We start from the raw sequence: 22,266 nt of genomic DNA, 5'->3' as shown, positions 1-22,266 counted from the left end.
TGTGCCTTTCTGTATGGTTCTGTGGTTGCGGTGTGCAGATGTGAGGTGGTCTGCATGCACGAATCGGAGGATTCTTGCGGAATCGGCCATATGGTTGCGATGCCAACGTAAGAATCGGCCGATTCGCGCAAAAGGGGAGGGCGTGCACCCCGGGCGCGCCCCCGGGGCTGAGCTACTTGCCCTGCGCCTCGCGCTTGCAGGCTTCGGAGAAGTCCTGGTGCTCCTGCAGCAGGTCCACGGTCAGCGCCTCGGGGAAGACCTGCGGGTTCGCTGAACCGTTGTCCGGCGCCTGTTCGCCCACGTACAGCGGGTTCGGATATGTCCGGAGCAGTTCGGGGCGGCCCTCGTCGATGATGACGGCGGCCATCCGCTGGGCCAACGGGTTCGTCCGGTCGCCCTTGTCGAGCACGGCCACCGACTCGGTCAGCGAGTAGTTGCCCTCTTCGGGGTCCACGTAGTCGATCGGCAGTCCCTCGTTCTTGTCGGCCACGGCCTGGTGGCGCAGGCCGAAGCCGATCGCCACCTCGCCCGAACGCACCGAGTTGAGCGGTCCGGAGCCGGACATCTGCAGGTGCGGGCCGGCGTTGCGGTAGATGCCGGTCAGGATCTCGCGGCCTTCCTCGCCGGTGCCGTAGGCGTCGGCGATGGCCTGGACCATGAGCCAGCCGGTGGAGGAGCCCTCCATGTCGGTCACCGAGATCTGGCCCGCGTAGATCGGGTCGGCCAGGTCGGCCAGCGACTGCGGCACGGGCAGCCCCTCGTCGCGCAGCACGGTGGTGTTGTAGAAGATCGCACCCTCCTGCACGGTGGTCGGCCGGCGGTACGCCGGGGCGGTGGAGTTGCCGCTGTCCTGGAGCAGCTGGGACTTCACTTCGGTCAGGTCGGCGAACATGTGGTTGCGTTCCTGCGCCGAATCCACGTAGTACGAGCTCATCGTGATCAGGTCGGCCTCCAGCGCCTTGCCTTCGGCGAGCAGCTTGCCGCCGAGCTCGGAGGTGCCGAAGCTCTGGATGACGTACTGGTTCTCGAACCCGTTGGCGTTGAGCGCGTTCTGGAATGCGGTGACGGCCTCGTCGTCGGCGTTCGTGTAGATGACGACCTGGCCGTCGGCCGCGGCGGTTCCGGAGAACGCGCCGAATCCGAAGGCGACGAGCAGCACCGTCAGGATGCCGGAGAGGGTGCCGGTGAAGATGGTGCGGCCGCGACGGTTGCCGGTGGTAGGCAGCGGGAAGTCGGGCGATCCGGAGCGGGAGGCCTGCTCGGCGGCCACGAGCCGGGAGTCGCGGCGGACCGTCATTGCCGCGGTGGCGACCTGCACGACCCGTTCGCGAACCGTGGCCTTGCCGCGTTCGCGGGTGGCCAATGCCACCACGCCCTTGACGATCAGGTTGGTGGCCAAGATCAGGATCGACAGCGCGAAGATCTGGTCGAACTCGGCCAGATGCTGCAGTGCGGAGATTTCGGTGGTGATGACCTGCGTGCGGGCGCCGGTCAGGAACACGACCGCGGAGATCGTGACCATCGCGTTGACGAAGTAGTAGCCGAACACCTGCAGGATCGTCGGCCACGCGTTCGGCGTGACCACGCGCATGATCGTCTTGAACCAGTTGTCGCCCATGAGCTTGGCCGTGGTCTCCCACGAGCCGTTCATCTTGGACAGCGAATCCTTGATCATCTGGTACGGCGTGGCGAAGTAGTGCACGATGTTCGCGATGATGAGGATCCAGAACGTGTTCTGCAACGAGCTGCCGGAGAACGCGAACAGGAACGCGATGCCGAGCACCATGCCGGGCACGGTGTTGATGACCGAGCTCATCGCGTCCACCGCGCGCTTGGCCCAGTTGGGCAGCTTGGAGCGCGAGGTCACCAGGCCCGCGGCGTAGGCGAACAGGCAGCCGATAAGGGCGGTCATCACGGCCACGTACAGCGAGTTCGTGTACACCGAACTCAGTTCGGATTCGGTGAACAGCGCGGTGATGTGCGCGAGGGTGAACGAGGTGTCGAACGGCCATTCGTTCACGAACGGGATGACCAGGATCACCGCGAACAGCGAGAGCACGCACACCAGCGTGAACACCGAGCCGATGCCGCACAGCCAGTCGCGCACCGGACCCTTGGGCAGCTCGACCTGCGAGACCTTGGAGTAGCGGATCGAATAGCGTTCCAGAACCGTCATCAGGATGATCGACAGGATCGAGGGGATCAGCATGAACACGGCGATCACGGCACCGCGGTTGAAGTTCGGGATCGAACCGAGCATCTGGTTGTACAGGGTCATGGCCAGCACGTCATAGGTGCCGCCGACCGAGGTCGGGATGCCGTAGTCGGTGAACGCCAGGAAGAACGCCTGGATGAACGCCACGGCCAACGTGCCGACCAGCGGGCGCAGCACGGTGTTGAGGAATGTGGTCCACGGCTTGTCGCCCATGATGTGGGAGACGATGATGAACTTCTTGTCCACGAACTGGAAGCTGTTGTTGATCAGCAGGAAGCAGGTGGGCAGCGTGTAGATCACGTAGCCGATCATCAGTCCAGTGAAGCCGTAGATGTCGAACAGCTGGGTGCCGAACAGGCGGGTGATCAGGCCCTGGTTGCCGAAACTGTAGATGATCGCGAAGCCGTAGGTGATGGTCGGCAGCAGCATCGGCACCTGGGTGAGCAGGGAGACGGCCTTCTTGAGCCCGACCGGGACGTTCGTGCAGTTGACCGTGTAGGCCAGCAGGAACGCGAGCAGCACCGAGACCAGCGCGGAGGCGCCCGCCACCTTGAGCGAGTTGAGCACCGAGGTCAGGAACTCCGGCTGGGCGATGATCGCGCCGTAGTTGCTCAGCGTGGCCGCGCCGTCGCCGGTCTGGAACGATTTGATGACGACCAGCGCCATCGGCACGATCAGGAACGCGCAGAACGCGACCGCCACAACCGCCAGCAGCACCCACAGCTCGGTCTGCTTCGGCTTGGAGGGGCGGCGCTCATGGTTGAGGATCTCCGGGGCGATGTTGGGCAGCTGCTTGCCCGCTTGGATGGATTCGACGGACATCGTGGATCACTCCTCTCCAATGCCGGCGAGCGCCGGTTCGCGGCGATTGCCGGCGGCATGGTCCTCGGAGAACAGCGAATAGATGTTGTTGCGCTTGACCTCCAGCTGGTGCAGGATGAAATCGCGCACGAAGTCGCTGGCCGGGTGCTCGATGATGTTCTCCGGGGTGTCGTACTGCGCGATCCTGCCCTGGTTGAGGATCAGCACGCGGTCGGACATCGTGCAGGCCTCCTCCGGGTCGTGGGTGACCATGATGGTGGTCAGATGGTACTGGTCCACGATCTGCTTGATCTTGGCCTTGATGGACTCCTTGATCACGCCGTCGAGCGCGGACAGCGGCTCGTCGAGCAGCAGGAGCTTCGGCTTCATGACCAGCGTGCGGGCCAGCGCCACGCGCTGCTTCTGTCCGCCGGACAGTTCGTCGATCGATTTGGTCAGGTGTTCCTCGAGGCCGAGCAGCGAAATCATCTCCCGGATCTCCTGTTCGCTGGAGACCCCGGGGTTGTTGCGCAGGCCGTAGGTGATGTTCTCGAAGGCGTTGAGGTTCGGGAACAGGGCGTAGTCCTGGAACACGATGTTGAAGCCGCGCTTCTCCATCGGCACCCGGGTCAGGTCCTCCCCGTCGAAGAGGATCTGACCGCCGGTGGCGTCGGTGATGCCCAGGATGATGTTCAGCAGCGTGGTCTTGCCGCCGCCGGAGGGGCCGAGGATCGACATGATCTGCCCCTTGTCGAGGGTCAGGCTGATGCCGTTGAGCACGTGGGCATCGCCGAACGACTTGGTGATGTTCTTCAGTTCAAGCATGGTGCATTGTTGCCTTTCGCGGACGGGGAGCGGTTGTGGCCGTCCGCCTGTGGTGCCGGCCCGGTCGCCGGCTGGGTTCGATGTTCGGTTATGTCTGCGGTCTGGTTCGCCCGCATTTCCATCGTCGGTCCCGGGCGGGCGCGTATGGGCCATGGCGGGAGAAAGGTGGTGGAAAGAAATGCGAACTCCGCGTAAAACTACAACGGTTTGACGTAGTTGTGTAGGTCGAGGTTGTCCGTGCGGGCCGGCCGCGATGCGCATCGGGATGCGTGCATGGACGCGTTTCGGAAGCGGGGTGGCGGCGTGCGCGGTTCAGACGGCGGCGCCACGGTCCTGGATGTAGCGTCCCGAGCGGTCGAGTTCGGTGGAGAACCGTCCGTAGTCGCTGAGGATGACGCTCATGTACAGGATGTCGACCATGGCGATATGCGCGGTGCGGGAGAAGATGGCGTTGCCGTAGATCGTTCGCTCGCCGCGTCCGGCCAGCAGCCTGACGTCGGCCCAGTTGCCGATGGGTGCGTCGGGGGAGTCGGTGACGACGATAGTGCGTACGCCGCGGGACTTGGCCAGACGCAGCGCCTTGATGGTGTCGATGGACCTGCCGGAATGGGAGAAGGCCACCGCCACGTCGTTCTCGCTCAGATGCCCCGCGCCGATCTGCTGCATGTAGGCGTCGGTGTTGAGCCGGCAGTTGAGCCCCAGATAGCTGAGTTTGGTGAACAGGTCGGTGGCGGGCACCAGGGAGTTCTCCACGCCGACGATGTCGATGAGCCGCGCGTTGGCGATCAGCGAAACGGCCTTGTGCAGCTCCTTGCGGTCGAGCGAGGCAAGCAGGTCGTCCAGCAGGCTCTTGGTGGCGTTCACGGCCTTGCCGGGGACATCGTCGAGCTTGTCCCACGGGTTGAGGTCGAAACCCTCCAGCGGGTCGAACGTGGTCCGGCGCTCCGCCTGCGGATGCCGGAGCACGTAGCGGAGTTCACGGTAGCCGCCGAACCCGAGCTTGCGGGAGAACCTGATCACGGTAGGCTCGCTGACGTGGGCGACCTCGGCCAGCTGGCCGACGGTCAGCTCGGACGCCTCGGCGAGATGATCGCGTACATACTGCGCGACGGCACGCTCCGCCGGACGCAACGAGGGGTACACATGGTCGATGCGTTCCCTGATTCCCGTGGAAGTCTGCACGTCGTTCTCCTATGGATGCAAGCCGTCGCGTTCGGCGGACGGGGCCAGAGTACCGTTGCGGAATGAGCCGTCGGGGTCTCGTGGATAACGCGGAGATGAACAGCCGATGAATTGTACGAAAGGGTATGGCGCGGCCGGCCCGTCCGCGCCTTTCGGTGGTGTCCCCGAGGGGCGTGGCGGATAATGAAACCATGGTGACGGTAACGGTGGGCATGCCGACGCATCAGGTAAGCGATCGGCTGTACGGGGTGTTCTTCGAGGACATCAACCTGGGAGCCGACGGCGGGCTGAACGCCAACATGGTGAACAACTACAGCTTCGACGGCGTGTACCTGGACCATCATGGCCTGCGCGTGCGCGGCTCGCAGCGTTGGCGGGCCCAGTCCGACCCGCTGCGATTCTGGAGCTTCGAGGGGTTGTCGGCGGTGAGCTGCGGCATGGAACGCCGCGACGGGCACGGCCGGCCCACGCCCACGGATTGTCCCGAACCTCCGGTTCATCCGCACAGCCGGTATGCGCGGCTCTCGGTGCATGACGGGCACGGCGTGGATTCGGCGCCGGCGCGGCTGGAGAACCTGGGATACAACGGTGGCGGTGCGAACGTCCATGCCTGCGCGATGTCGGTGGCCGTCGGACATGAGTATGAGTTTTCGGCATACCTGCGGCCGGTGGCGGGTGCCTGCGAGATGCGGGTGTCGGTGGTGGACCGGTATGGGCTGCCGCTGACCGACGCCGTATCGTTCCGTTGCGCCGCGCGGCCGGAGGACGATGCGGTGACGCCCGGGGAGGCGGACGGCCGGGTTCGCCGGGAGTCGGACGGCTGGTTTGCGCTCGCCGCGGTGCTGCAGGGGCGTGGCAATGAGTACGGCAAGCTGCGCATCGATCTGATTCGCCGTGATGCCGGACCCATCGTGTGCGATCTGGACTGTGTGACGTTGATGGATGCCGACCATTGGGGCAAAGGCGACCCCAAATGGCGGTTCGGCAAGCTGCGCCGCGACCTGGTCGAGACGATCGCCGCGCTGCGTCCCGCCTTCATCCGGTTCCCGGGCGGCTGCATCGTGGAAGGGGTGACGCCGGGCAACGAATATCAGTGGAAGGACACGATCGGCACCCTGCCGGCGCGGCGACAGCAGTACAGCATGTGGGGGTTCCGCACGCCGGACGGGTCAAGCTATTCGCAAAGCTACCAGATCGGCTTCTACGAGTATTTCTGCCTGTGCGAGGACCTCAACGCCAAACCGCTGCCGACGCTGTTCGCCGGCATCACCTGCCAGTCGCCGTATCGTGACCCCAAGCACATCGGCATCGACTCGCCGTATTTCCAGGACGTCGTCGTGCAGGACTGTCTCGACCTCATCGACTTCGCCAACGGTGACCCCGAGACCAACGAATGGGCGCGGATCCGCGCCGAGATGGGGCACCCCGAACCGTTCGGGCTGGATATGATCGGCATCGGCAATGAGAACTACGGTGCCGACTACGTGGCCAAATACGACGCGATCGCGCGCGCCGTCCACGCCAAGGACCCCTCCATCCTGTGCGTGATGAGCGCGGGCCTGTTCCCGTTCGCGCTGCCGATGCGCCGGACCTGGGAGCATGCCCGCAGCGTGGCCCGCGTCGCCTCCGCCATCGGCGGGTCGCGGAGCGGGAGCGCCGGCGATGCCGCACCCGCCGCGGACGGGGACGGCGGCGCACTCGGGGACAAGCCGGAAACCATCGTCGCGGCAGTCGGGTCGGCCACCGGCGACGCCATCATCGTGGACGAGCACTCCTACCATTCGCCCGACTGGTTCATCGCGCAGGCCCATCGCTTCGACGACTACCCGCGTTGCGGGGCGGGCGTCTACTTCGGCGAATACTCGGCCAACGGCTACTTCGCCGGACAGCCGCAACGCTACGACACGGCCTGCCGATGGCGGTCCGCGCTCGCCGAAGCCGCGTTCCTGACCGGTTGCGAACGCAACAGCGACGTGGTGCGTATGACCTCGTACGCGCCGCTGCTCGCCCATATCCCCGGCAAGGGCTGGGAGCAGAACCTCATCGAATTCAATCCGGCGCACGTCAACCCGACCGTGAACTATGAGGTGCAGCGGTTGTTCGCGACCAACGTCGGTTCGATGGCCTATGAGTGTTCGGTCAGTCCGGAAGCGCCCCGGCAGCTGTTCGTCTCGGCCACGGGGGACGAGGGTTCGCGGCGGTATGTGAAACTGGTGAACGTCGGTGGGTCATCGGTGCAGGTCGCGCTGGACGTATCGCTGGGCTTGCGGGCGTTGGGCGCCGCGGACGGCAAGCCGCCGGTGATGCGCATCGAAACGCTTCATGGTCGTCCGGAGGACAAGCGGTCGTTGGCGTATACGGGAACCGCGCAGGGCGGTATCCGTCACGAGACCAGCGAATACCGGTTGTCGTCGTCGGCGGCGCACGTGGCCTTGGCCGTCAAGCCGTACAGCGTCACCGTGGTCACCATGGGGTGAGGCGCAGTCCGCTCCGGCGGGTGCGCCGCGGTCGGATCGTGCGGCCGGGATGACGGGATCGGCGCGGTCGGGCGCGTGGTCCGGCGGAATCGTGCGGTGACGTCAGGCGAGACGATAGCGGGTGGCGCGCGACCGCCCCTGGCGGATGACCTTGCCCTGGTGTTCCAGGTTGCGCAGGATGCGGGTGCTGCGGTTCTTGTCCAGTTGCAGCGTGGTTTCGATCTCGGTGCGGGACAACGGCATTCCCGTGGCTGCCAGCAGCTGCAGCGTCATGGCCTCCATCGAGGCGGCGGGCAGTGCGCGGGGCGGCATGGCGGCGCCCAGTCGGACAATGCTCGGCCCGGCCGCGTCCAGGGGCGCATTCGCGCCGTCCGCGAACGGTATGGCGGGGAACGTGTACCGTTTGGCGGTGGTCTGGGATGCGTCGTCATCATCGTCGCCGGACAGTGTGGAGCGCAGCGGGTCCATCGGCGCGGGCAGGACGATGGCGACCGAGCCTGGACCGATGCGCAGCTGCGGGCAGACGGGCTCCTCGGCGTAGGCGTCCATGATGCGCTGGATGCCGGTGCCGCAGTTCTCGCTCCACCCCAGTCGGGAGATGATGTCGGCGAGCACGGGGTTGCGCGGCTGGCAGACGCCGTTGAGCAGATCGTCGTTGCCGAGTCCCGTGACCAGGCCGCCGAGCGAGATGATTTCGGCGCGCGAGGCGAACCGGTTGATGATCGTCGGGCCGTAATGGTCGTAATCCCGGTGGGTCAGCGCGTTCGTCACCGCCTCCCGGACCACGGCGTGCGTCAGCGCCCCGTCCTGGGTCAGGAACGTTTCGGCCTCGCGGATCTGGCGGAGCAGGGAACCGCGGATGGTGGTCTTGCTGATAATCGTGTTCTTCGTGTTGTCCTCGAAGCGGATGCAGCGGGTGATGAACGGGCACTGGTCGGACAGGAGCAGGGCGGCGTTCGTATACGCGCCTTCGTCGGTGTGCAGGCCGAGGTCCCACAGGTTCTCGTCGTTCAGCGGGATTCCGGCGTCCTCGAACAGTGGACGGCACTCGGTAAACGTCAGATTCGATTCGCTGCAGGGGCGTCGGTCGAACGTGAGCGGAGCGTGGCATTCGCGGCTGTTCGGCATCCGGTCATCGTTTTCGGCCCCCTGCGGCCATGATCCCTGCATTGTCCCCATGCGTGCAGTCTACCGTTGCGATGCGACACCTCGCATCGCATCGCAACGCCTCGCAAGCGGTGGCCGCACATGCCGGCATGCATGCGATATCGTGGTATATGAAACGCTGTACGGGGAGGTGACAGCATTGAATCGCCCATTGGTCAGAAGCTCGATAGTCGCCGTCACAACTGAGGATAGGCCGAATCAGTACCTCCTCTATCATGACGACGGATGGGATTGCGACTTCTTCCCCAACCGTAGAAGCAGCGACGATTATGAGACCGATACAACAAATATGGCGGAATACCTGAAACGCGAGTACATGGTACCGGTGAAGCCGTCCGGTCTTAGGCTCGTGGGCACCTCTACGAACAGCAAACTGTCCCACGGAACATAACGAGGTGCGAGACTATGAGTACCGGTTGTACCTGCTTCGTCTCCACGAGACTCCTGAGACGTGGGCTGGGGAGCGGTTCCGTATCCTTGATAAGGATTGCTGCATGATGAGTATCGGAGACATGCTGTCGGACAGCCGGATGAACAGCGTGAATCATGATGTGATCGCCATGGTGAGGGACATGGCGTAAAGGGGCGGCAACGGTCGAAAGGTCCGCCATCCACGATTGCACCGTTTCCCGTTTTCTCGTGTCCGAGGAACGGGAAACGGTGCAATGGGGGCGGACCTTTCGTCGTTTCCACGTGTTTGCACGAATCCGGAAGGCGACCGCCGATGTGGCCGGTCGATTATGCGCGGGTTATCGTTCGGCGCGACGCTTCGGGAAATCCTCGCGGCGCCGCTCGATCAGTCCCTTATGCTCAAGCTGACGCAGCAGATTCGGCGCACGCCTCGGGCGCGCCTGAGGAACGGCTATCATCCACGTGACCCCGGGGAGGCTCGAACTCCCGACCTTGAGATTAGAAGTCACATGCTCTATCCAACTGAGCTACGGGGCCAAAACAACCACCAACTATACCACGTCGCGACCGCGCCTTGATATACCCGTGAAACTGTCTCGTCGTATAGTCGCGACAGCACTGCGGTTTGTCTGTGCTGTTCTGCGGGCAGGGACGGGCGCAGGGACGTTCAGCGCGACGACATGGCGGTGCGGATGCGCTCCACGATGCGCCAGGGGCTCAGATCGTACCGACCGCGCAGCTGCAGCACGGGGACCCGGTCGGTGAACTCCTTGTCCGCGCCGAAGTTGAGCACATGCTGCGGCGCGACGGTCGCGCGGTAGCGGGTCTGCCGGTCCCGGGGCAGCGACGGCAGCGAGGCGTAGTACGCGGTGATCTTCTCACCCCAGCCGCCGTCCAGCTGGCCGTCCTCGATGGTGGCGACGATGCGGTGTCCGGCGGCGATCGCGTCCAACGTCCGGTAGTCCAGCGCGTCGTACCGTCGCGGGTCGATGACCGTGGCGTCGATCGGATCCTCCGGGTCCCGGGTCAGCTCGACGGCGACCTGTTCGGCGATCGGGTAGGCGTCGCCGAGGCCGATCAGGGCGACCTCTGAGCCTAGACGGCTGATCCGGTACCGGTTCCACGGGCAATCAGGCGCCGGCGGCGTGGGCAGGTCGCTGCGTTGCCCGGTGAGGTTGAACGATTCGGGGCCTTCGTCGGCGGTATATGCCGGATAGTGGCCTTTGCGCTCCCCGTCCAGGATCATGTCGCCCGGCACGCGGATGACGACCGGATCGTGGTTCTTCCCGCTGGTCGACCAGGCGAGCATCCGCAGGAACTCCTCGCCGGTGGTGGGTGCCAGGCACACCAGGTTCGGGATGTTGGCCATCATCGCGATGTCGAACGCGCCCGAATGCGTGTTGTCGGCGTCGGAGATGCCGGAGCCGAACACGAGCAGCGTGGCCGGCGTGCGGTTCAACGCCAGCTCCTGCTGCAGCTGGTCGTAGGTGCGCTGGAAGAATGTGGCCGACGTGGCCAGCACCGGGCGCCCGCCGGCCTTGGCGATACCGGAGGCGAAGGCGACCGCGTGCTCCTCCGCGATGCCGGTGTCCACGTAGTGCGCGCCGGCGCGCTCGCGGAACGCCCGGGTGATGCCGTTCGACCCGGGGGTGGCGGGGGAGATGACGACCAGTCCCGGCTCCGTGGCGAAGCGCGCCTCCAGCGCCTGCATCGCCATCTCTCCGTAGTACTTGCGCGCCCCGGGCAGTTTGCCGGCGGCGGACAACGGATCCTGCCAGTGATTCGCCTCGCAACGGCCTTCCGTCAGCCCGGCGGCCGCGTCCTCGGCGTCCAGGCCCAGTCCTTTGCGCGTGTGCACGTGCAGGACGATCGGATGGTCGATGTCCCTGACCTGTTCGAACGCCTCGACGAGCGCGGCCACATCGTTGCCGTCCCCGACATAGCGGTAGTCCAGGCCGAAGGCGTGGAAGATGTTGGGTTCCGCCGTGCCGTCCGATTCGCGCAGGCGGGCCAGCGGGCCGTACATGCCGCCGAAATCCTCGGCGATCGACATCTCGTTGTCGTTGACGATGACGATCAGGTTGCCGCCCTGTTCGGCGGCGTTGTTCAGTCCCTCGAACGCGATGGCCGAACTGAGCGAGCCGTCGCCGATGACGGCGATCACGTTGCCGATGCCGCTGCCGCCGGAAAGGCCGCCCATCATATCGCGGGTCTTGGCCAGGCCGCAGGCCAGCGAGATCGAGGTGCCGGTGTGGCCGAGCACGAACTGGTCGTGCGCGCTCTCCTCGGGGTTCGTGAAGCCGGTCACCTCGTCGTACCGTGCGGGATCCAGGTATGCCTGGGCGCGGCCGGTGAGCATCTTGTGCACATAGCTTTGGTGCGAGACGTCGAAGACGATGCGGTCGCGGGGTGAGTCGAAGACGCGGTGGAGCGCCACGGTGAGCTCGACAACCCCCAGATTGGACCCGATATGCCCCCCATGGGCCTTGCCGTAGGCGACGAGCGTGGAACGGATGTCGGCGCACAGCTGCGGCAGTTCGGCGGAATCCAACGCCTTGACGTCGGCCGGGGATTCGATCCGTCCCAACAGTTCGCCGTTCATGCGTGCGCTCCTTCCTCCGGTGAGTACCGGCGAAATTGTAGACGACGGTGAGGGAACAAACGTGTCGCACCCGGAAATGTCCCCGAGTTCTCCGTATCAGAGACAGGTGGCGTGTCGCGTCGCATGGGCGTGCCCCGTGCCCGCACGGCCCGGCGGTCCCGTCGTCCGCGCACAATGGCAGGTGGAACCGTTCGCCGTCGCAAGGAGCGCCAATGAAGGCCGTAATCGCCGCAGGAATCAACCATGATAATCCGTTGTCCGTGCTGGAGGTGCGCGACATGCCGGAGCCGGCGCCGCGCCCGTACTGGTCCACGGTGTCCGTGAAGGCGGCGACCGTCAACCACCACGACCTGTGGAGTCTGCAAGGGGTGGGGCTGGCGGAGTCCCAGACGCCGATGATCCTCGGCACCGACGCCGCCGGCGTCCTCGATGAGGACATCCCGGGCAGGCATGGGCTCAAGGCCGGCAGTGAGGTCGTGCTGTACACGTTCGTGGGCAATGACGGCTACGGGGTCATGCCGGGGGAGCGCCGCACGATCCTGTCCGAATACTATCCGGGCACAATGGCCGAAAAGACCGCGGTGCCCAGCGCGAACGTGTTCGCCAAGCCCGCGAACCTGACGATGGAGGAGTCCGCCGCGCTCGGCACGAGCTGGCTGACCGCCTACTCGCTGGTGTTCACGGCCGCGAACGTCAAGCCCGGCGACACGATCCTCATCCAAGGCGCGGGCGGCGGCGTGTCCACCGCGGCGATCCAGCTCGCCCATGCGGCCGGCCTGGAGGTGTTCGTCACCTCGCGTTCCGAGGCCAAGCGCGCCCGGGCGATGGAGCTCGGCGCCGATATGGCGGTCGAGCCGGGGGCGCGTCTGCCGCGCAAGGTCGATGCGGTCATCGAATCGGTGGGCGCGGCCACCTGGAGCCATTCGGTCAAATCGGTGCGCCCCGGCGGCACGATTGCGACCTGCGGCGCCACCACCGGCGACCAGCCCGGTGCCGAACTGACCCGCGTCTTCTTCCAGGACATCCGCGTGCAGGGCAATACGATGGGCAGCCGCGAGGACTTCGCGCGTCTGCTGCGCTTCGTCGAGCATGCGGACCTGCATCCGCTGATCGACGCCGTCTACCCGCTCGCCGAGGCGCCCGCCGCCTTCGCCCGCATGGCCGCCGGCGACGTGTTCGGCAAACTCGCGTTGCATGTCTGACCGGTTGACACACCCGGCTTCCACGGACTCTGACACTTTGTGACCGTGCGAGGAATCTCCGAACGGCATTATTCCGCCGTTTTGGAACTTGTGTCACGGTCACGATAGATCGGAGTCCGTGGAAGCCGGGCGTGTCGGGGTCTGGCGGTCGGGAAGACGGACTTGACCCCGCCCGCCGCTAGAGTGGGTCGTATTCTTTGCCACTGATTTCGGGAGGTTGATATGGCAGACGTGACGCCGCAGGTCGCGGTCATCATGGGTTCATCGAGCGACTGGGAGACCATGAGGCACGCGTGCGACATGCTCGACCAGTTCGGCGTGCCGTACATGAAGCAGGTGATCTCCGCGCACCGTACGCCCGAACTCATGGGCGAGTTCGCGCACGAGGCCCGTGCCAACGGTCTGAAGGTCATCATCGCCGGCGCCGGCGGCGCGGCCCACCTGCCCGGCATGGTCGCCGCCCAGACCACGCTGCCCGTCATCGGCGTGCCGGTCCAGTCCCACGCCCTGTCCGGATGGGACTCCCTGCTGTCCATCGTCCAGATGCCCGGAGGCATCCCGGTGGCCACCACGGCCATCGGCAAGTCCGGCGCCACCAACGCCGGCCTGCTCGCCGTGAGCATCCTGTCGACCACCGATCAGGCTTTGGCCGACAAACTGCAGGCATACCGTGACGGACTCAAGCAGAAGGTGGCCGAATCCAATGCCCAGCTTGTCTGATGAGACCCGCGGCGCGGTCGCGCGCCTGATGCCCGGCGCCACGATCGGCATCGTCGGCGGCGGCCAGCTCGGCCGCATGATGGCCCTGTCCGCCAAATACATGGGCTTCCGCGTCGGCGTGCTCGACCCGACCCCGGACTGCCCGACCGCGCAGGTCGGCGACTTCCAGATCGTCGCCGCGTACGACGACAAGGCCGCCATCCGGGAACTCGCCGCGAAAAGCGATGTGCTCACCTATGAATTCGAGAACGTGGACGCCGATGCGCTCGACGAGGTGCGCGGCAGCGGCGAAGGCCAATGCGCCGTACCCCAAGGCACCGATCTGCTGCGTGTGACCCAGAACCGCATCGCCGAGAAGAGCTTCATCAACCGGCACGGCATCGAGACCGCCCCCTGGCGCGCGGTGAACTCCCGTGCCGATCTGGACGCGGCGCTCGCCGAACTCGGCTATCCGGCGGTCCTCAAGACCTGCGAGGGCGGCTACGACGGCCACGGGCAGATCGTGCTGCGCTCCGACGGTGACTTGGATAAGGTCTGGCCGGACGACGGCTTCCCCCAGGCGATTCTCGAAGGCTTCGTCGATTTCGCGTTCGAGGCCTCGATCCTCGTCTCCGGTGACGGTGAACGGTATGTCACCTTCCCGATCGTGCGCAACGTACACCGCAACAACATCCTGCATATGACCATCGCGCCGGCTGAAGTGCCCGCCGAGGTCGCCGACAGGGCGCACGAATTGGCCCTCACGCTCGCCGAAGGCTTCAAGCTGGCCGGCACGCTGGCCATCGAACTGTTCGTCATGGCCGATGGGCGTGTGCTGGTCAACGAACTGGCGCCGCGTCCGCACAACTCCGGCCATTACACCATCGAGGCCTGCTCGATCGACCAGTTCGACGCGCACATCCGCGGTATCGCCGGATGGCCCCTGGCGCAGCCCAGGCTGCTCAGCCCCGCCGTCATGGTCAACGTGCTCGGGCAGCATGTGGCGCCGACCCGTGCCCTGATCGGCGAGCATCCCGAGTGGAACATGCATGACTACGGCAAGGCGCAGGTCAAGCACGACCGCAAGATGGGGCACATCACCGTGCTGACCGATGACACGGCGGCCACCGTGGAGGCTTTGGAATCCACCGGCTGCTGGGACGATCTGAGGTAGACGGTCATGGCGCAGCGGCAAACCCGGCAGAAGGACGCCATCCGCGAGGCCCTGCGCGAGAATGATGAATTCATCTCCGCGCAGGACCTTCACCGCTGGCTGGAGGAGCGTGGCATGCACATCGGCCTGGCCACGGTGTACCGGCAGCTCAACGCGCTCGCCGACGCCGGGCTCGCCGATACGATCAGGCTGGACGGCCAGCAGCTGTTCCGGTTGTGCGGGGACGACGGGCACCATCATCATCTGGTGTGCGTTAAATGCGGCAGGACCGTGGAGATCGAGCCGCCCAGCGAATCGTGGTTGCGCGGCATCGCCAGCGCCCACGGGTTCACGGTCGAATCGCACACGCTTGAGGTGTTCGGCCTATGCCCCGACTGCCGGTGACATCCCCTACGGGGTGACCGTTTCGTCGGGAATCCACCGTTCATAGGTGGGAATCGTGCATCACGCGACGGCTCCTGCGGCGTCGTGCGCACTATTATTGAAAATGATTATCAATATATGGTAGAGTGTGGGGACCGAGACCGGAAAGGAACCATCATGACCTCAATGTCCCATCCCTGCGTTCGCGTACGTTACCTGGGCGTGCTACTGACCGCCGCGATGTCCGTCGCATCGCTTGCCGCCTGCACGCCGGCCGCACCGGCGGCCGATGACGGGAAGCTGGACGTCGTCGCTTCAATCAGCCAATGGGGCACGATGGCCCAGGCGCTTGGCGGCGACCATGTCACGGTGACGTCGGCGATTGCCAACGCCGCCGCCGACCCCCACGATTACGAACCGACCACCGCCGACATCGCCGGCATCTCCGCGGCTGACATCGCCGTCGTCAACGGCGCGGGATACGACGCATGGGCCTGCACCGCGGCCGAGACCGCGGACGTCGAGGTCGTCGACGCCGGCGCGCTGGCAGGGGTCGCGGAAGGCGACAATCCGCACCTGTGGTTCTCCTCGCGGGTCAGGACGGCCGTCGCCGACGCGATCACCGCCGCCTACGCCGCCGCCGACCCCGACCACGCGGACGACTACGCGCGGTTGAACGCCCAATGGGAGGAGCGCGAACGGCGTCTGGACGACGGCATCGCCGACATCCGCGAATATGCGGCATCCATGCCGTACGCGGCCACCGAGTCGGTAGCCGCCTACCTGTTCGAGGATCTGGGCATGGAGGACGTCACCCCGCAGGGATATCTGCAGGCGGTATCGAATGAGGGCGAACCCGGTCCGGCCGACCTCAGGCGGTTCATCGATCTGCTGGAGGCGGGGGAGGCCCGACTGCTCGTGGCCAACAGCCAGCATGGCGATGCCGCAGGCGGACGCTTGACGGATGCGGCGCACGCCGCGAACGTGCCCGTGATGCAGGTGGGGGAGCAGATGCCCGAAGGCTGCGACGACGTGATCGCATGGATGGAGACGTTGCTCGGAGAGATCCGGGACCTGCTGGGCTGAGCGCGATGACGTGGCTCGGGCGGCCGCGACGAGCTGGCCGCCCCCCGTACGGTCGGGGAAGAATCAGGGAATCTTCAGGGTGAACCCAGGCCGATGACCGCGGTGGCGACTACTATCGTATGCTTTGGAAACAATCGTAAAGAAACCGTCCGTTCGCTTGGAAGCCACGCATACCTTGGCCAACAATGGTGGCTGTATGCGTCAAGGAAGGAGCGGACACGGACCCATGGTGCAGGAAATGAGTGAGGCTACGGGCATGACCGACATCGAAGAACTGGACATCAAACGCGCCGACCCGCAGGCCAAGCGTCGGCGCAAGCCATTCCCCAATTGGCTGTACGCGGTGCTGTTCCTCGTGTTCGACTTCGCCGCGGTGGCCATCCTGCAGTGGGGCGTGACGATGTCCAGCACGCGTGTGGAACTGTCGAGCCCGCTGGTCGGACTGGGCGATCTCATCGCGAAGATGTTCACCAGCGCCAACTTCGTGCTGATACTCAACATGATCCTGGTCGGCATGATCTACGTGGTCCTGCTCATGATCACCAATCGGTTCTGGATCGCCACTCCGGTGCTGCTGGCCGTGGCGATCGTCATCTCGGTGATCGAACACTTCAAGGTGCAGATCCGCTACGAGGCGATTCTGCCGTCGGACCTGGGATTCCTCGGGTCGAACACCGGCAACCTCATGAGCTTCGTGCCGGCCGGATGGCAGTGGATGGTGCTGGGGGCCGCGGCGGTGTTCGCCGTCCTCGTGGCGCTGTGCGTCTGGCTCAACCATATCGACGCCCGCCATGGCAGGATGATCCGTGGCGCCAATCCGGGCCTGAACGCGGTCGTGCGTCTGCTGCTGGTCCTGTGCCCGGCGCTGTTCTTCGGCCTGTATGCGGTGCATGTGGGCACGGTCGGTTCATGGGCGAACACGCTTTCCTCGGTGCTGGGAGACAAGCCGTCGATGTGGGATTCCGTGTATGACGCCCAGCGCAACGGCCCCGTCGTGGCCTTCGTGCGCCAGCTCAACCCGAAGGTCATGGACAGGCCGGAGGGATACGACGAGGAGACGATGCGCGAGCTCGCCGCCCGGTATTCCGACGCCGCGGATGAGATCAACGGGGAGCGTGCCGAATACCTGAACGAGAGCACGGTGATCTTCGTGCTGAACGAATCGTTCTCCGACCCCTCCCGCGTGCCGGGCATCGAGCTGAACAAGGAGGCGATCCCCGAGGTCGATGCGATTCGAAAGCAGACGACCGGTGGCCTGATGCTCTCCTCCGGCTACGGCGGCGGCACCGCCAATCTGGAGTATATGAGCCTGACCGGCATGAGCATCGCCAACTTCAACTCGTCGTTGACCAGCCCGTACCAGCAGCTGGTGCCCACCCAGCAGTGGACCCCGAGCGTCAACCAGATGTGGGGCGACGCGGAGAACTCGCTGGGATTCCACCCGTACGAGCCCTCGATGTACTCCCGCTCCACCAACTACAAGAAGTTCGGATTCTCCCACTTCTACACGCTCGAGGAGCCGGACGTCATCGCCCACCAGGACACGATCGACAAGTCGCCGTACGTGTGCGACGAGGCGACGTACCGGAGCGTGCTGGATGAGGTCGGATCGACCGATGCGAACCAGTTCATCTCCGTCGTCACGATGCAGAACCACATGCCGTACAACGACTGGTACTCCGACAACGAGTTCGAAGTCACCAACACGAAGGGTTCCGAACCGCTGTCCGAGGACGAGACCGAGGAGATCGAAACGTACGCCAAGGGCGTGTCGCTCTCCGACAAGGCCACGGCCGAATTCCTGGACGAGCTTGACGCCATCGACAAGCCGATCACCGTGGTGTTCTACGGCGACCATCTGCCCGGCATCTATTCGACCGCGGGGGATGACCAGAACAACTCGCTGGCGCTGCATTTGACCGACTACTTCATCTGGTCCAACAAGGCCTCGGGCACCCAGGGCATGAAGAACGAGAACAGCGAGTACACCTCGCCGAACTATTTCATCGCGCAGGCCGCGGAGCATATGGATGCCAAGGTCTCGCCGTTCCTGGCGTTCCTGACGCAGATGCACGAACACGTCAGCGCCATGGAACCGCCCGTGGTCAACAACATCCAGGGATGGGACCGCATCCCCGAAGGTCAGCCGATCTATCTGGACGCCGACGGCAACCCGATGGTCGAGGATGAGATGGACGCCGAAACCCGGCAGCTGCTGGAGGACTACAAGCTCATCCAGTACGACATCACCGCCGGTGACGGCTACCTCAAGGACCTCGGATTCATGGACGCGCCCGAACGTTAGGCGCTGTACCGGGTCGTGACGAGTTACGATACATACTAAGGATGATGCCGACCGGCTGTTCCGGTCGGCATCTTGCATAGTTCCGGCAGTGTTGCAAAGGAGGAGCGGTCATGAAAGCCAACCAGTATTACGCGGGCGCGTGCGTGGTGATCACCGGCGCGGGCTCGGGCATCGGGCGTCTGATGGCATTGCGCATCGTCGAGGAGGGCGGCCGCGTGGCCATCTGGGACATCAACGGTGAGGCGGCGCAGACCACCGCCGACATGGCCAACGCCCAGGTGGGCGCCGACCCGGCCGACCCCAAGGCCATCGCGTTCACCGTGGACGTGACCGACAACGCCGCCGTGCAGCAGGCCGCCGCCGAAACCATCGAGGCGTTGGGCCGCGTCAACGTGCTGATCAACAACGCGGGCGTCGTCTCCGGCGCGCCGTTCGAGGACCTGACCGAAGCGCAGATCCGCCGCACCTTCGCCGTGAACGTGCTGAGCCTGTTCTGGACCACCAAGGCGTTCATGCCGGCGTTGAAGAAGCAGCAGCGCGCGGCCATCGTCACCGTGGCCTCCGCCGCCGGCATTGTGGCCGTGGCTCGGCAGACCGACTATGCGGCCAGCAAGTTCGCGGCCGTGGGCTTCACGAACTCGCTGCGCAGCGAGCTGAAGAAGGCCGGATCGCATATCCGCACGCTCACCGTCTGCCCGTACTACATCGATACCGGCATGTTCGAGGGCGTGACCACCAAGTTCCCGCTGCTGCTGCCGATCCTCAAGGAGCAGGCCGTGGCCGACAGGATCGTGGAGGCCGTGGCCAAGGGACGCGAACGCCTGATCATGCCGCCGTTCGCCGCCGTGGCCGGATTCGTGGCCGCCCTGCCGCCGAAGATCGCCGACCCGATCTACGGCATCTTCGGCCTGAACGAAGGCATGGACCATTTCACCGGACGCAAGTGACGGGCCGGCAAGGAGGACGACACCGATGACCCATGAAGTCTTCAACCGGCTGCGTGACGCCTACACGGCCGGCATGACCAAGCCCATGACGTGGCGGCGCGAGCAGCTGCATGCGCTGCGCCGGATGATCATGGAGAACAAGCAGGCCATCATCGACGCCGTCGCCGCGGATCTGGGCAAGCCCGCCTCGGAGACGCTGCTGATGGAGATCGACCTGGTGCTGAGCGAGGCGAATTTTGTCCGCAGGAGGATGCGCTGGTGGTCGGCACGCCACCCCAAGCCGATGCATTGGCTGCTGCAGCCCGCGGTCGGATGGACCATCAACGAGCCCAAGGGCGTGGTGCTGATCATCTCGCCATGGAACTACCCGGTGCTGCTGTCGCTCGAACCGATGGTCGACGCCATCGCCGCGGGGAATGCGGTGTGTCTCAAACCGTCCGAATTGTCTCCCCATATCTCGCATCTGACCGCCGAACTGATCGAACGGTACATGGACACCAGTGCCATCGCCGTCGTCGAAGGCGGGCCGGACGAGACCACCGACCTGTTGGCCGAGCCGTTCGACCATATTTTCTATACGGGCGGCGGGCGCGTCGGGCGCATCGTCATGAAGGCCGCGTCCGAGCACCTTACGCCAGTCACCCTTGAACTGGGCGGCAAATCGCCGTGTTTCGTGGACGGCACCGTGAACCTCGCCACCGCGGCGCGGCGCATCACCTGGGGCAAGTTCACCAACGCGGGCCAGACCTGCGTGGCGCCGGATTACGTGCTGGCCACACCGGATGTGGCGCAGGTCCTGGCGGAGCGGATCGCACTGGCCGTCACCGAGTTCTACGGCGAGGATCCGCAGGCCTCGCACAGCTTCGCGCGCATCATCAACGAGCGACACTTCGACCGGCTGTCGCGTCTGCTGCCGCAGAGCGGCGACGCGCATGACCCCGCCGGACAAATCGTCTGCGGCGGCCAGACCGACCGCGCCGACCGGTATATCGCGCCGACCGTGCTGTTCGGCACCTCGCCGGACGCTCCGGTGATGGGCGAGGAGATCTTCGGCCCGATCCTGCCGGTGATCGTGGTACAGGACGCCCGGGAGGCCATCGAGTTCATCAACGCCCGCAGCAGGCCGTTGGCCGCCTACGTGTTCTCGCGCAATCTGAAGACGCGTGGCGTGTTCGAGCGCGACGTGAACGCCGGCGCGATCGGCTACTCGCTGCCGTTGGGACACCTGATCTCCAGCCGCCTGCCGTTCGGCGGCACCGGCGAATCGGGCATGGGCGCCTACCACGGCAAGGAGGGCTTCCGCATCTTCAGCCACAAGAAGACCGTGATCTCCAAGCCACTGTTCCCCGACACACTCCAGTTCATCTACCCGCCGTTCAACGATCTGCGTCAGAAGCTGATCGCGATCATCGGCAAACTGGTGTAGCGAGGCTACGGCAGCCGCCATACGGTCGGACCCCTGGCGGGCAACCCGGTCTCGGGATGCCCGCCAGGGGTCCGTGGCGTTAGGACGGTACCGCGGCTCAGGCGTTCAGCGCCTTGGCACCGATGTCGTGGCGGTAGAACATGCCGGAGGTGTCGAGCTTGTCGATGATGGCATACACCTTGTCCTGCGCGGCCTTGATGTCGTCGGCGGTGGTCTCGACGAGCAGCACGCGGCCGGAGGAGGCCATCAGGCCGCCATGCTCGGTGGAGGCCACGCCGGCGTAGTACACGTGGCTGGACTCGTCCACCGGGATCTCAGGGATCGCCGCACCCTTGATCACGTTGTTCGGGTAGCCGTCGGCGGCGAGCACGACGCCCAGGGTGGCGTGCTCCTCATCCCAGGCGAACTCCGGAGCGCCGCCGTTGAGGATCGCGTCGATGCCGGCGCCCAGGTCGCTGGTCAGCTTCGGCAGCACGACCTCGGTCTCCGGGTCGCCGAAACGGGCGTTGAACTCGATGACCTTCGGGCCATCGGCGGTGGCGATCAGGCCGGCGTACAGGATGCCGGTGAACGGCGTGCCCTCGGCGGCCATGGCCTCCACGGTCGGGCGCACGATCGTCTCGATGGCGGCATCGACCACGTCCTGCCCGATCTGCGGCACAGGGCTGTAGGCACCCATGCCACCGGTGTTCGGACCCTCGTCATTGTCATAGGCGCGCTTGTGGTCCTGCGAGATCGGCATCGGCCAGAAATCGGTGCCGTGCACGAAGCTCATCAGTGAGAACTCCTGACCCTCCAGGAAGTCCTCGATGACCACCTTGGCGCCGGCGGAACCGAAGCGGTGGTCGACGAAGATGTCCTCCAGCGCGTGCAGCGCGGTATCCTCGTCCATCGCCACGGTCACGCCCTTGCCGGCGGCCAGGCCGTCCGCCTTGATCACGATCGGGGCACCGTGTTCGCGCACATAGTCCTCGGCCGGCTCGAGCTCGTCGAAGGTGCGGTACTGGGCGGTGGGGATGCTGTGCCGGGCCATCAGACGCTTGGCGAAATCCTTCGACCCCTCGATCTGCGCGGCGGCCTTGTTGGGGCCGAACGCCTTGATGCCGGCCTCCTCGAAGTCGTCGACGATGCCCTCGATCAGCGGCACCTCGGGGCCGACGAACACCCAGTCGTAACCGTTGTCCTTGACGAAATCGATCATGGCCGCATGATTCGACGGATTGATTCGTTGGGTGCGGATGCCGTCGAGCTCCATACCGGGATTGCCGGGGGCCACCGTGACCTCGTCGACGCTGCCGCCACGCAGCAGCGCATGGGCGATGGCATGCTCGCGGGCACCGGAACCGATAACCAGAACCTTCATGTTTGCTACCTCCTCAAAAAA

Annotated in this window: 15 protein-coding genes and 1 tRNA gene; 9 read left to right on the top strand and 7 right to left on the bottom strand. The window is 65.3% G+C overall.

All coding sequences use genetic code 11. The annotated features are described in order from the left end of the window. Window positions 1-172: 172 nt before the first annotated feature. From OU11_RS01095 to OU11_RS01085, 3 genes are all read right to left on the bottom strand, one after another. Window positions 173-3,037 carry an extracellular solute-binding protein gene (locus OU11_RS01095; RefSeq protein WP_206538212.1) on the bottom strand — a complete coding sequence of 955 codons (2,865 nt, stop codon included), beginning with the start codon at window positions 3,035-3,037 and terminating at the stop codon, window positions 173-175. 6 nt (window positions 3,038-3,043) lie between these two features. Continuing rightward, window positions 3,044-3,841, bottom strand: coding sequence for an ABC transporter ATP-binding protein (locus OU11_RS01090; RefSeq protein WP_052122521.1), 798 nt, complete (start codon window positions 3,839-3,841; stop codon window positions 3,044-3,046). Window positions 3,842-4,153: 312 nt separating this feature from the next. Beyond that, window positions 4,154-5,023 (bottom strand): MurR/RpiR family transcriptional regulator, encoded by an 870-nt coding sequence (locus OU11_RS01085; protein ID WP_033513973.1) that lies wholly within the window; start codon window positions 5,021-5,023, stop codon window positions 4,154-4,156. 191 nt (window positions 5,024-5,214) lie between these two features. On the opposite strand from OU11_RS01085, the gene OU11_RS01080 reads away from it, so the two are divergent. Further along, window positions 5,215-7,500, top strand: coding sequence for an alpha-L-arabinofuranosidase C-terminal domain-containing protein (locus tag OU11_RS01080; RefSeq protein WP_152597012.1), 2,286 nt, complete (start codon window positions 5,215-5,217; stop codon window positions 7,498-7,500). 102 nt (window positions 7,501-7,602) lie between these two features. Here OU11_RS01080 and OU11_RS01075 read toward each other — a convergent pair whose 3' ends face one another. The 3 genes from OU11_RS01075 to OU11_RS01060 form a co-directional block, all read right to left on the bottom strand. Further along, window positions 7,603-8,679 (bottom strand): ATP-binding protein, encoded by a 1,077-nt coding sequence (locus OU11_RS01075; RefSeq protein WP_081963365.1) that lies wholly within the window; start codon window positions 8,677-8,679, stop codon window positions 7,603-7,605. 862 nt (window positions 8,680-9,541) lie between these two features. Then, window positions 9,542-9,615 (bottom strand) — tRNA-Arg (locus tag OU11_RS01065). A gap of 130 nt (window positions 9,616-9,745) precedes the next feature. After that, on the bottom strand, window positions 9,746-11,680 hold the full coding sequence (locus OU11_RS01060) for a 1-deoxy-D-xylulose-5-phosphate synthase (RefSeq protein ID WP_033513972.1): 1,935 nt from the start codon (window positions 11,678-11,680) through the stop codon (window positions 9,746-9,748). Window positions 11,681-11,892: 212 nt separating this feature from the next. Between OU11_RS01060 and OU11_RS01055 the strand changes: the two genes are divergently transcribed. From OU11_RS01055 to OU11_RS01020, 8 genes are all read left to right on the top strand, one after another. After that, entirely contained in the window at window positions 11,893-12,882 is a 990-nt protein-coding gene (locus OU11_RS01055) for a zinc-binding dehydrogenase (protein ID WP_033513971.1), read from the top strand. Between the two features lie 222 nt (window positions 12,883-13,104). After that, window positions 13,105-13,602, top strand: a complete 498-nt coding sequence (gene purE, locus OU11_RS01050) for a 5-(carboxyamino)imidazole ribonucleotide mutase (protein ID WP_033513970.1) — start codon at window positions 13,105-13,107, stop codon at window positions 13,600-13,602. After that, entirely contained in the window at window positions 13,586-14,755 is a 1,170-nt protein-coding gene (gene purK / locus OU11_RS01045; protein WP_033513969.1) for a 5-(carboxyamino)imidazole ribonucleotide synthase, read from the top strand. Before purE ends, purK begins: the two co-directional genes overlap by 17 nt. A 6-nt stretch (window positions 14,756-14,761) precedes the next feature. Beyond that, window positions 14,762-15,139, top strand: coding sequence for a Fur family transcriptional regulator (locus tag OU11_RS01040; protein ID WP_033513967.1), 378 nt, complete (start codon window positions 14,762-14,764; stop codon window positions 15,137-15,139). Window positions 15,140-15,295: 156 nt separating this feature from the next. Beyond that, window positions 15,296-16,204, top strand: coding sequence for a metal ABC transporter solute-binding protein, Zn/Mn family (locus OU11_RS01035; protein WP_033513966.1), 909 nt, complete (start codon window positions 15,296-15,298; stop codon window positions 16,202-16,204). Between the two features lie 238 nt (window positions 16,205-16,442). Next, window positions 16,443-18,509 (top strand): LTA synthase family protein, encoded by a 2,067-nt coding sequence (locus tag OU11_RS01030; protein WP_033514049.1) that lies wholly within the window; start codon window positions 16,443-16,445, stop codon window positions 18,507-18,509. 110 nt (window positions 18,510-18,619) lie between these two features. Continuing rightward, the gene (locus tag OU11_RS01025; protein ID WP_033513965.1) at window positions 18,620-19,456 is read left to right on the top strand and encodes an SDR family oxidoreductase; all 837 of its coding nucleotides are present in this window, start codon (window positions 18,620-18,622) and stop codon (window positions 19,454-19,456) included. Window positions 19,457-19,481: 25 nt separating this feature from the next. Continuing rightward, entirely contained in the window at window positions 19,482-20,882 is a 1,401-nt protein-coding gene (locus OU11_RS01020) for an aldehyde dehydrogenase family protein (protein WP_033513963.1), read from the top strand. Between the two features lie 97 nt (window positions 20,883-20,979). Here the strand turns inward: OU11_RS01020 and purD are convergent, their stop codons facing one another. Beyond that, entirely contained in the window at window positions 20,980-22,245 is a 1,266-nt protein-coding gene (gene purD / locus OU11_RS01015) for a phosphoribosylamine--glycine ligase (protein ID WP_033513962.1), read from the bottom strand. Window positions 22,246-22,266 lie beyond the last annotated feature (21 nt).

It is taken from the genome of Bifidobacterium pullorum DSM 20433 (assembly GCF_000771405.1).
In the GTDB taxonomy this organism is placed as follows: Bacteria; Actinomycetota; Actinomycetes; order Actinomycetales; family Bifidobacteriaceae; genus Bifidobacterium; species Bifidobacterium pullorum.
The sequence above is the reverse complement of the archived record's forward strand: the minus strand, read 5'-3'. Positions and strand labels throughout refer to the sequence as shown.

Excerpts from the sequence above, each read along its gene's own strand:
- OU11_RS01055 (WP_033513971.1), top strand. The coding sequence starts at position 11,893 with ATGAAGGCCGTAATCGCCGCAGGAATCAACCATGATAATCCGTTGTCC.
- OU11_RS01025 (WP_033513965.1), top strand. The coding sequence starts at position 18,620 with ATGAAAGCCAACCAGTATTACGCGGGCGCGTGCGTGGTGATCACCGGC.
- OU11_RS01040 (WP_033513967.1), top strand. The coding sequence starts at position 14,762 with ATGGCGCAGCGGCAAACCCGGCAGAAGGACGCCATCCGCGAGGCCCTG.
- purE (WP_033513970.1), top strand. The coding sequence starts at position 13,105 with ATGGCAGACGTGACGCCGCAGGTCGCGGTCATCATGGGTTCATCGAGC.
- OU11_RS01095 (WP_206538212.1), bottom strand. The coding sequence starts at position 3,037 with ATGTCCGTCGAATCCATCCAAGCGGGCAAGCAGCTGCCCAACATCGCC.
- OU11_RS01020 (WP_033513963.1), top strand. The coding sequence starts at position 19,482 with ATGACCCATGAAGTCTTCAACCGGCTGCGTGACGCCTACACGGCCGGC.
- OU11_RS01090 (WP_052122521.1), bottom strand. The coding sequence starts at position 3,841 with ATGCTTGAACTGAAGAACATCACCAAGTCGTTCGGCGATGCCCACGTG.
- OU11_RS01060 (WP_033513972.1), bottom strand. The coding sequence starts at position 11,680 with ATGAACGGCGAACTGTTGGGACGGATCGAATCCCCGGCCGACGTCAAG.
- OU11_RS01030 (WP_033514049.1), top strand. The coding sequence starts at position 16,443 with ATGAGTGAGGCTACGGGCATGACCGACATCGAAGAACTGGACATCAAA.
- purD (WP_033513962.1), bottom strand. The coding sequence starts at position 22,245 with ATGAAGGTTCTGGTTATCGGTTCCGGTGCCCGCGAGCATGCCATCGCC.
- purK (WP_033513969.1), top strand. The coding sequence starts at position 13,586 with ATGCCCAGCTTGTCTGATGAGACCCGCGGCGCGGTCGCGCGCCTGATG.
- OU11_RS01035 (WP_033513966.1), top strand. The coding sequence starts at position 15,296 with ATGACCTCAATGTCCCATCCCTGCGTTCGCGTACGTTACCTGGGCGTG.
- OU11_RS01075 (WP_081963365.1), bottom strand. The coding sequence starts at position 8,679 with ATGGGGACAATGCAGGGATCATGGCCGCAGGGGGCCGAAAACGATGAC.
- OU11_RS01080 (WP_152597012.1), top strand. The coding sequence starts at position 5,215 with ATGGTGACGGTAACGGTGGGCATGCCGACGCATCAGGTAAGCGATCGG.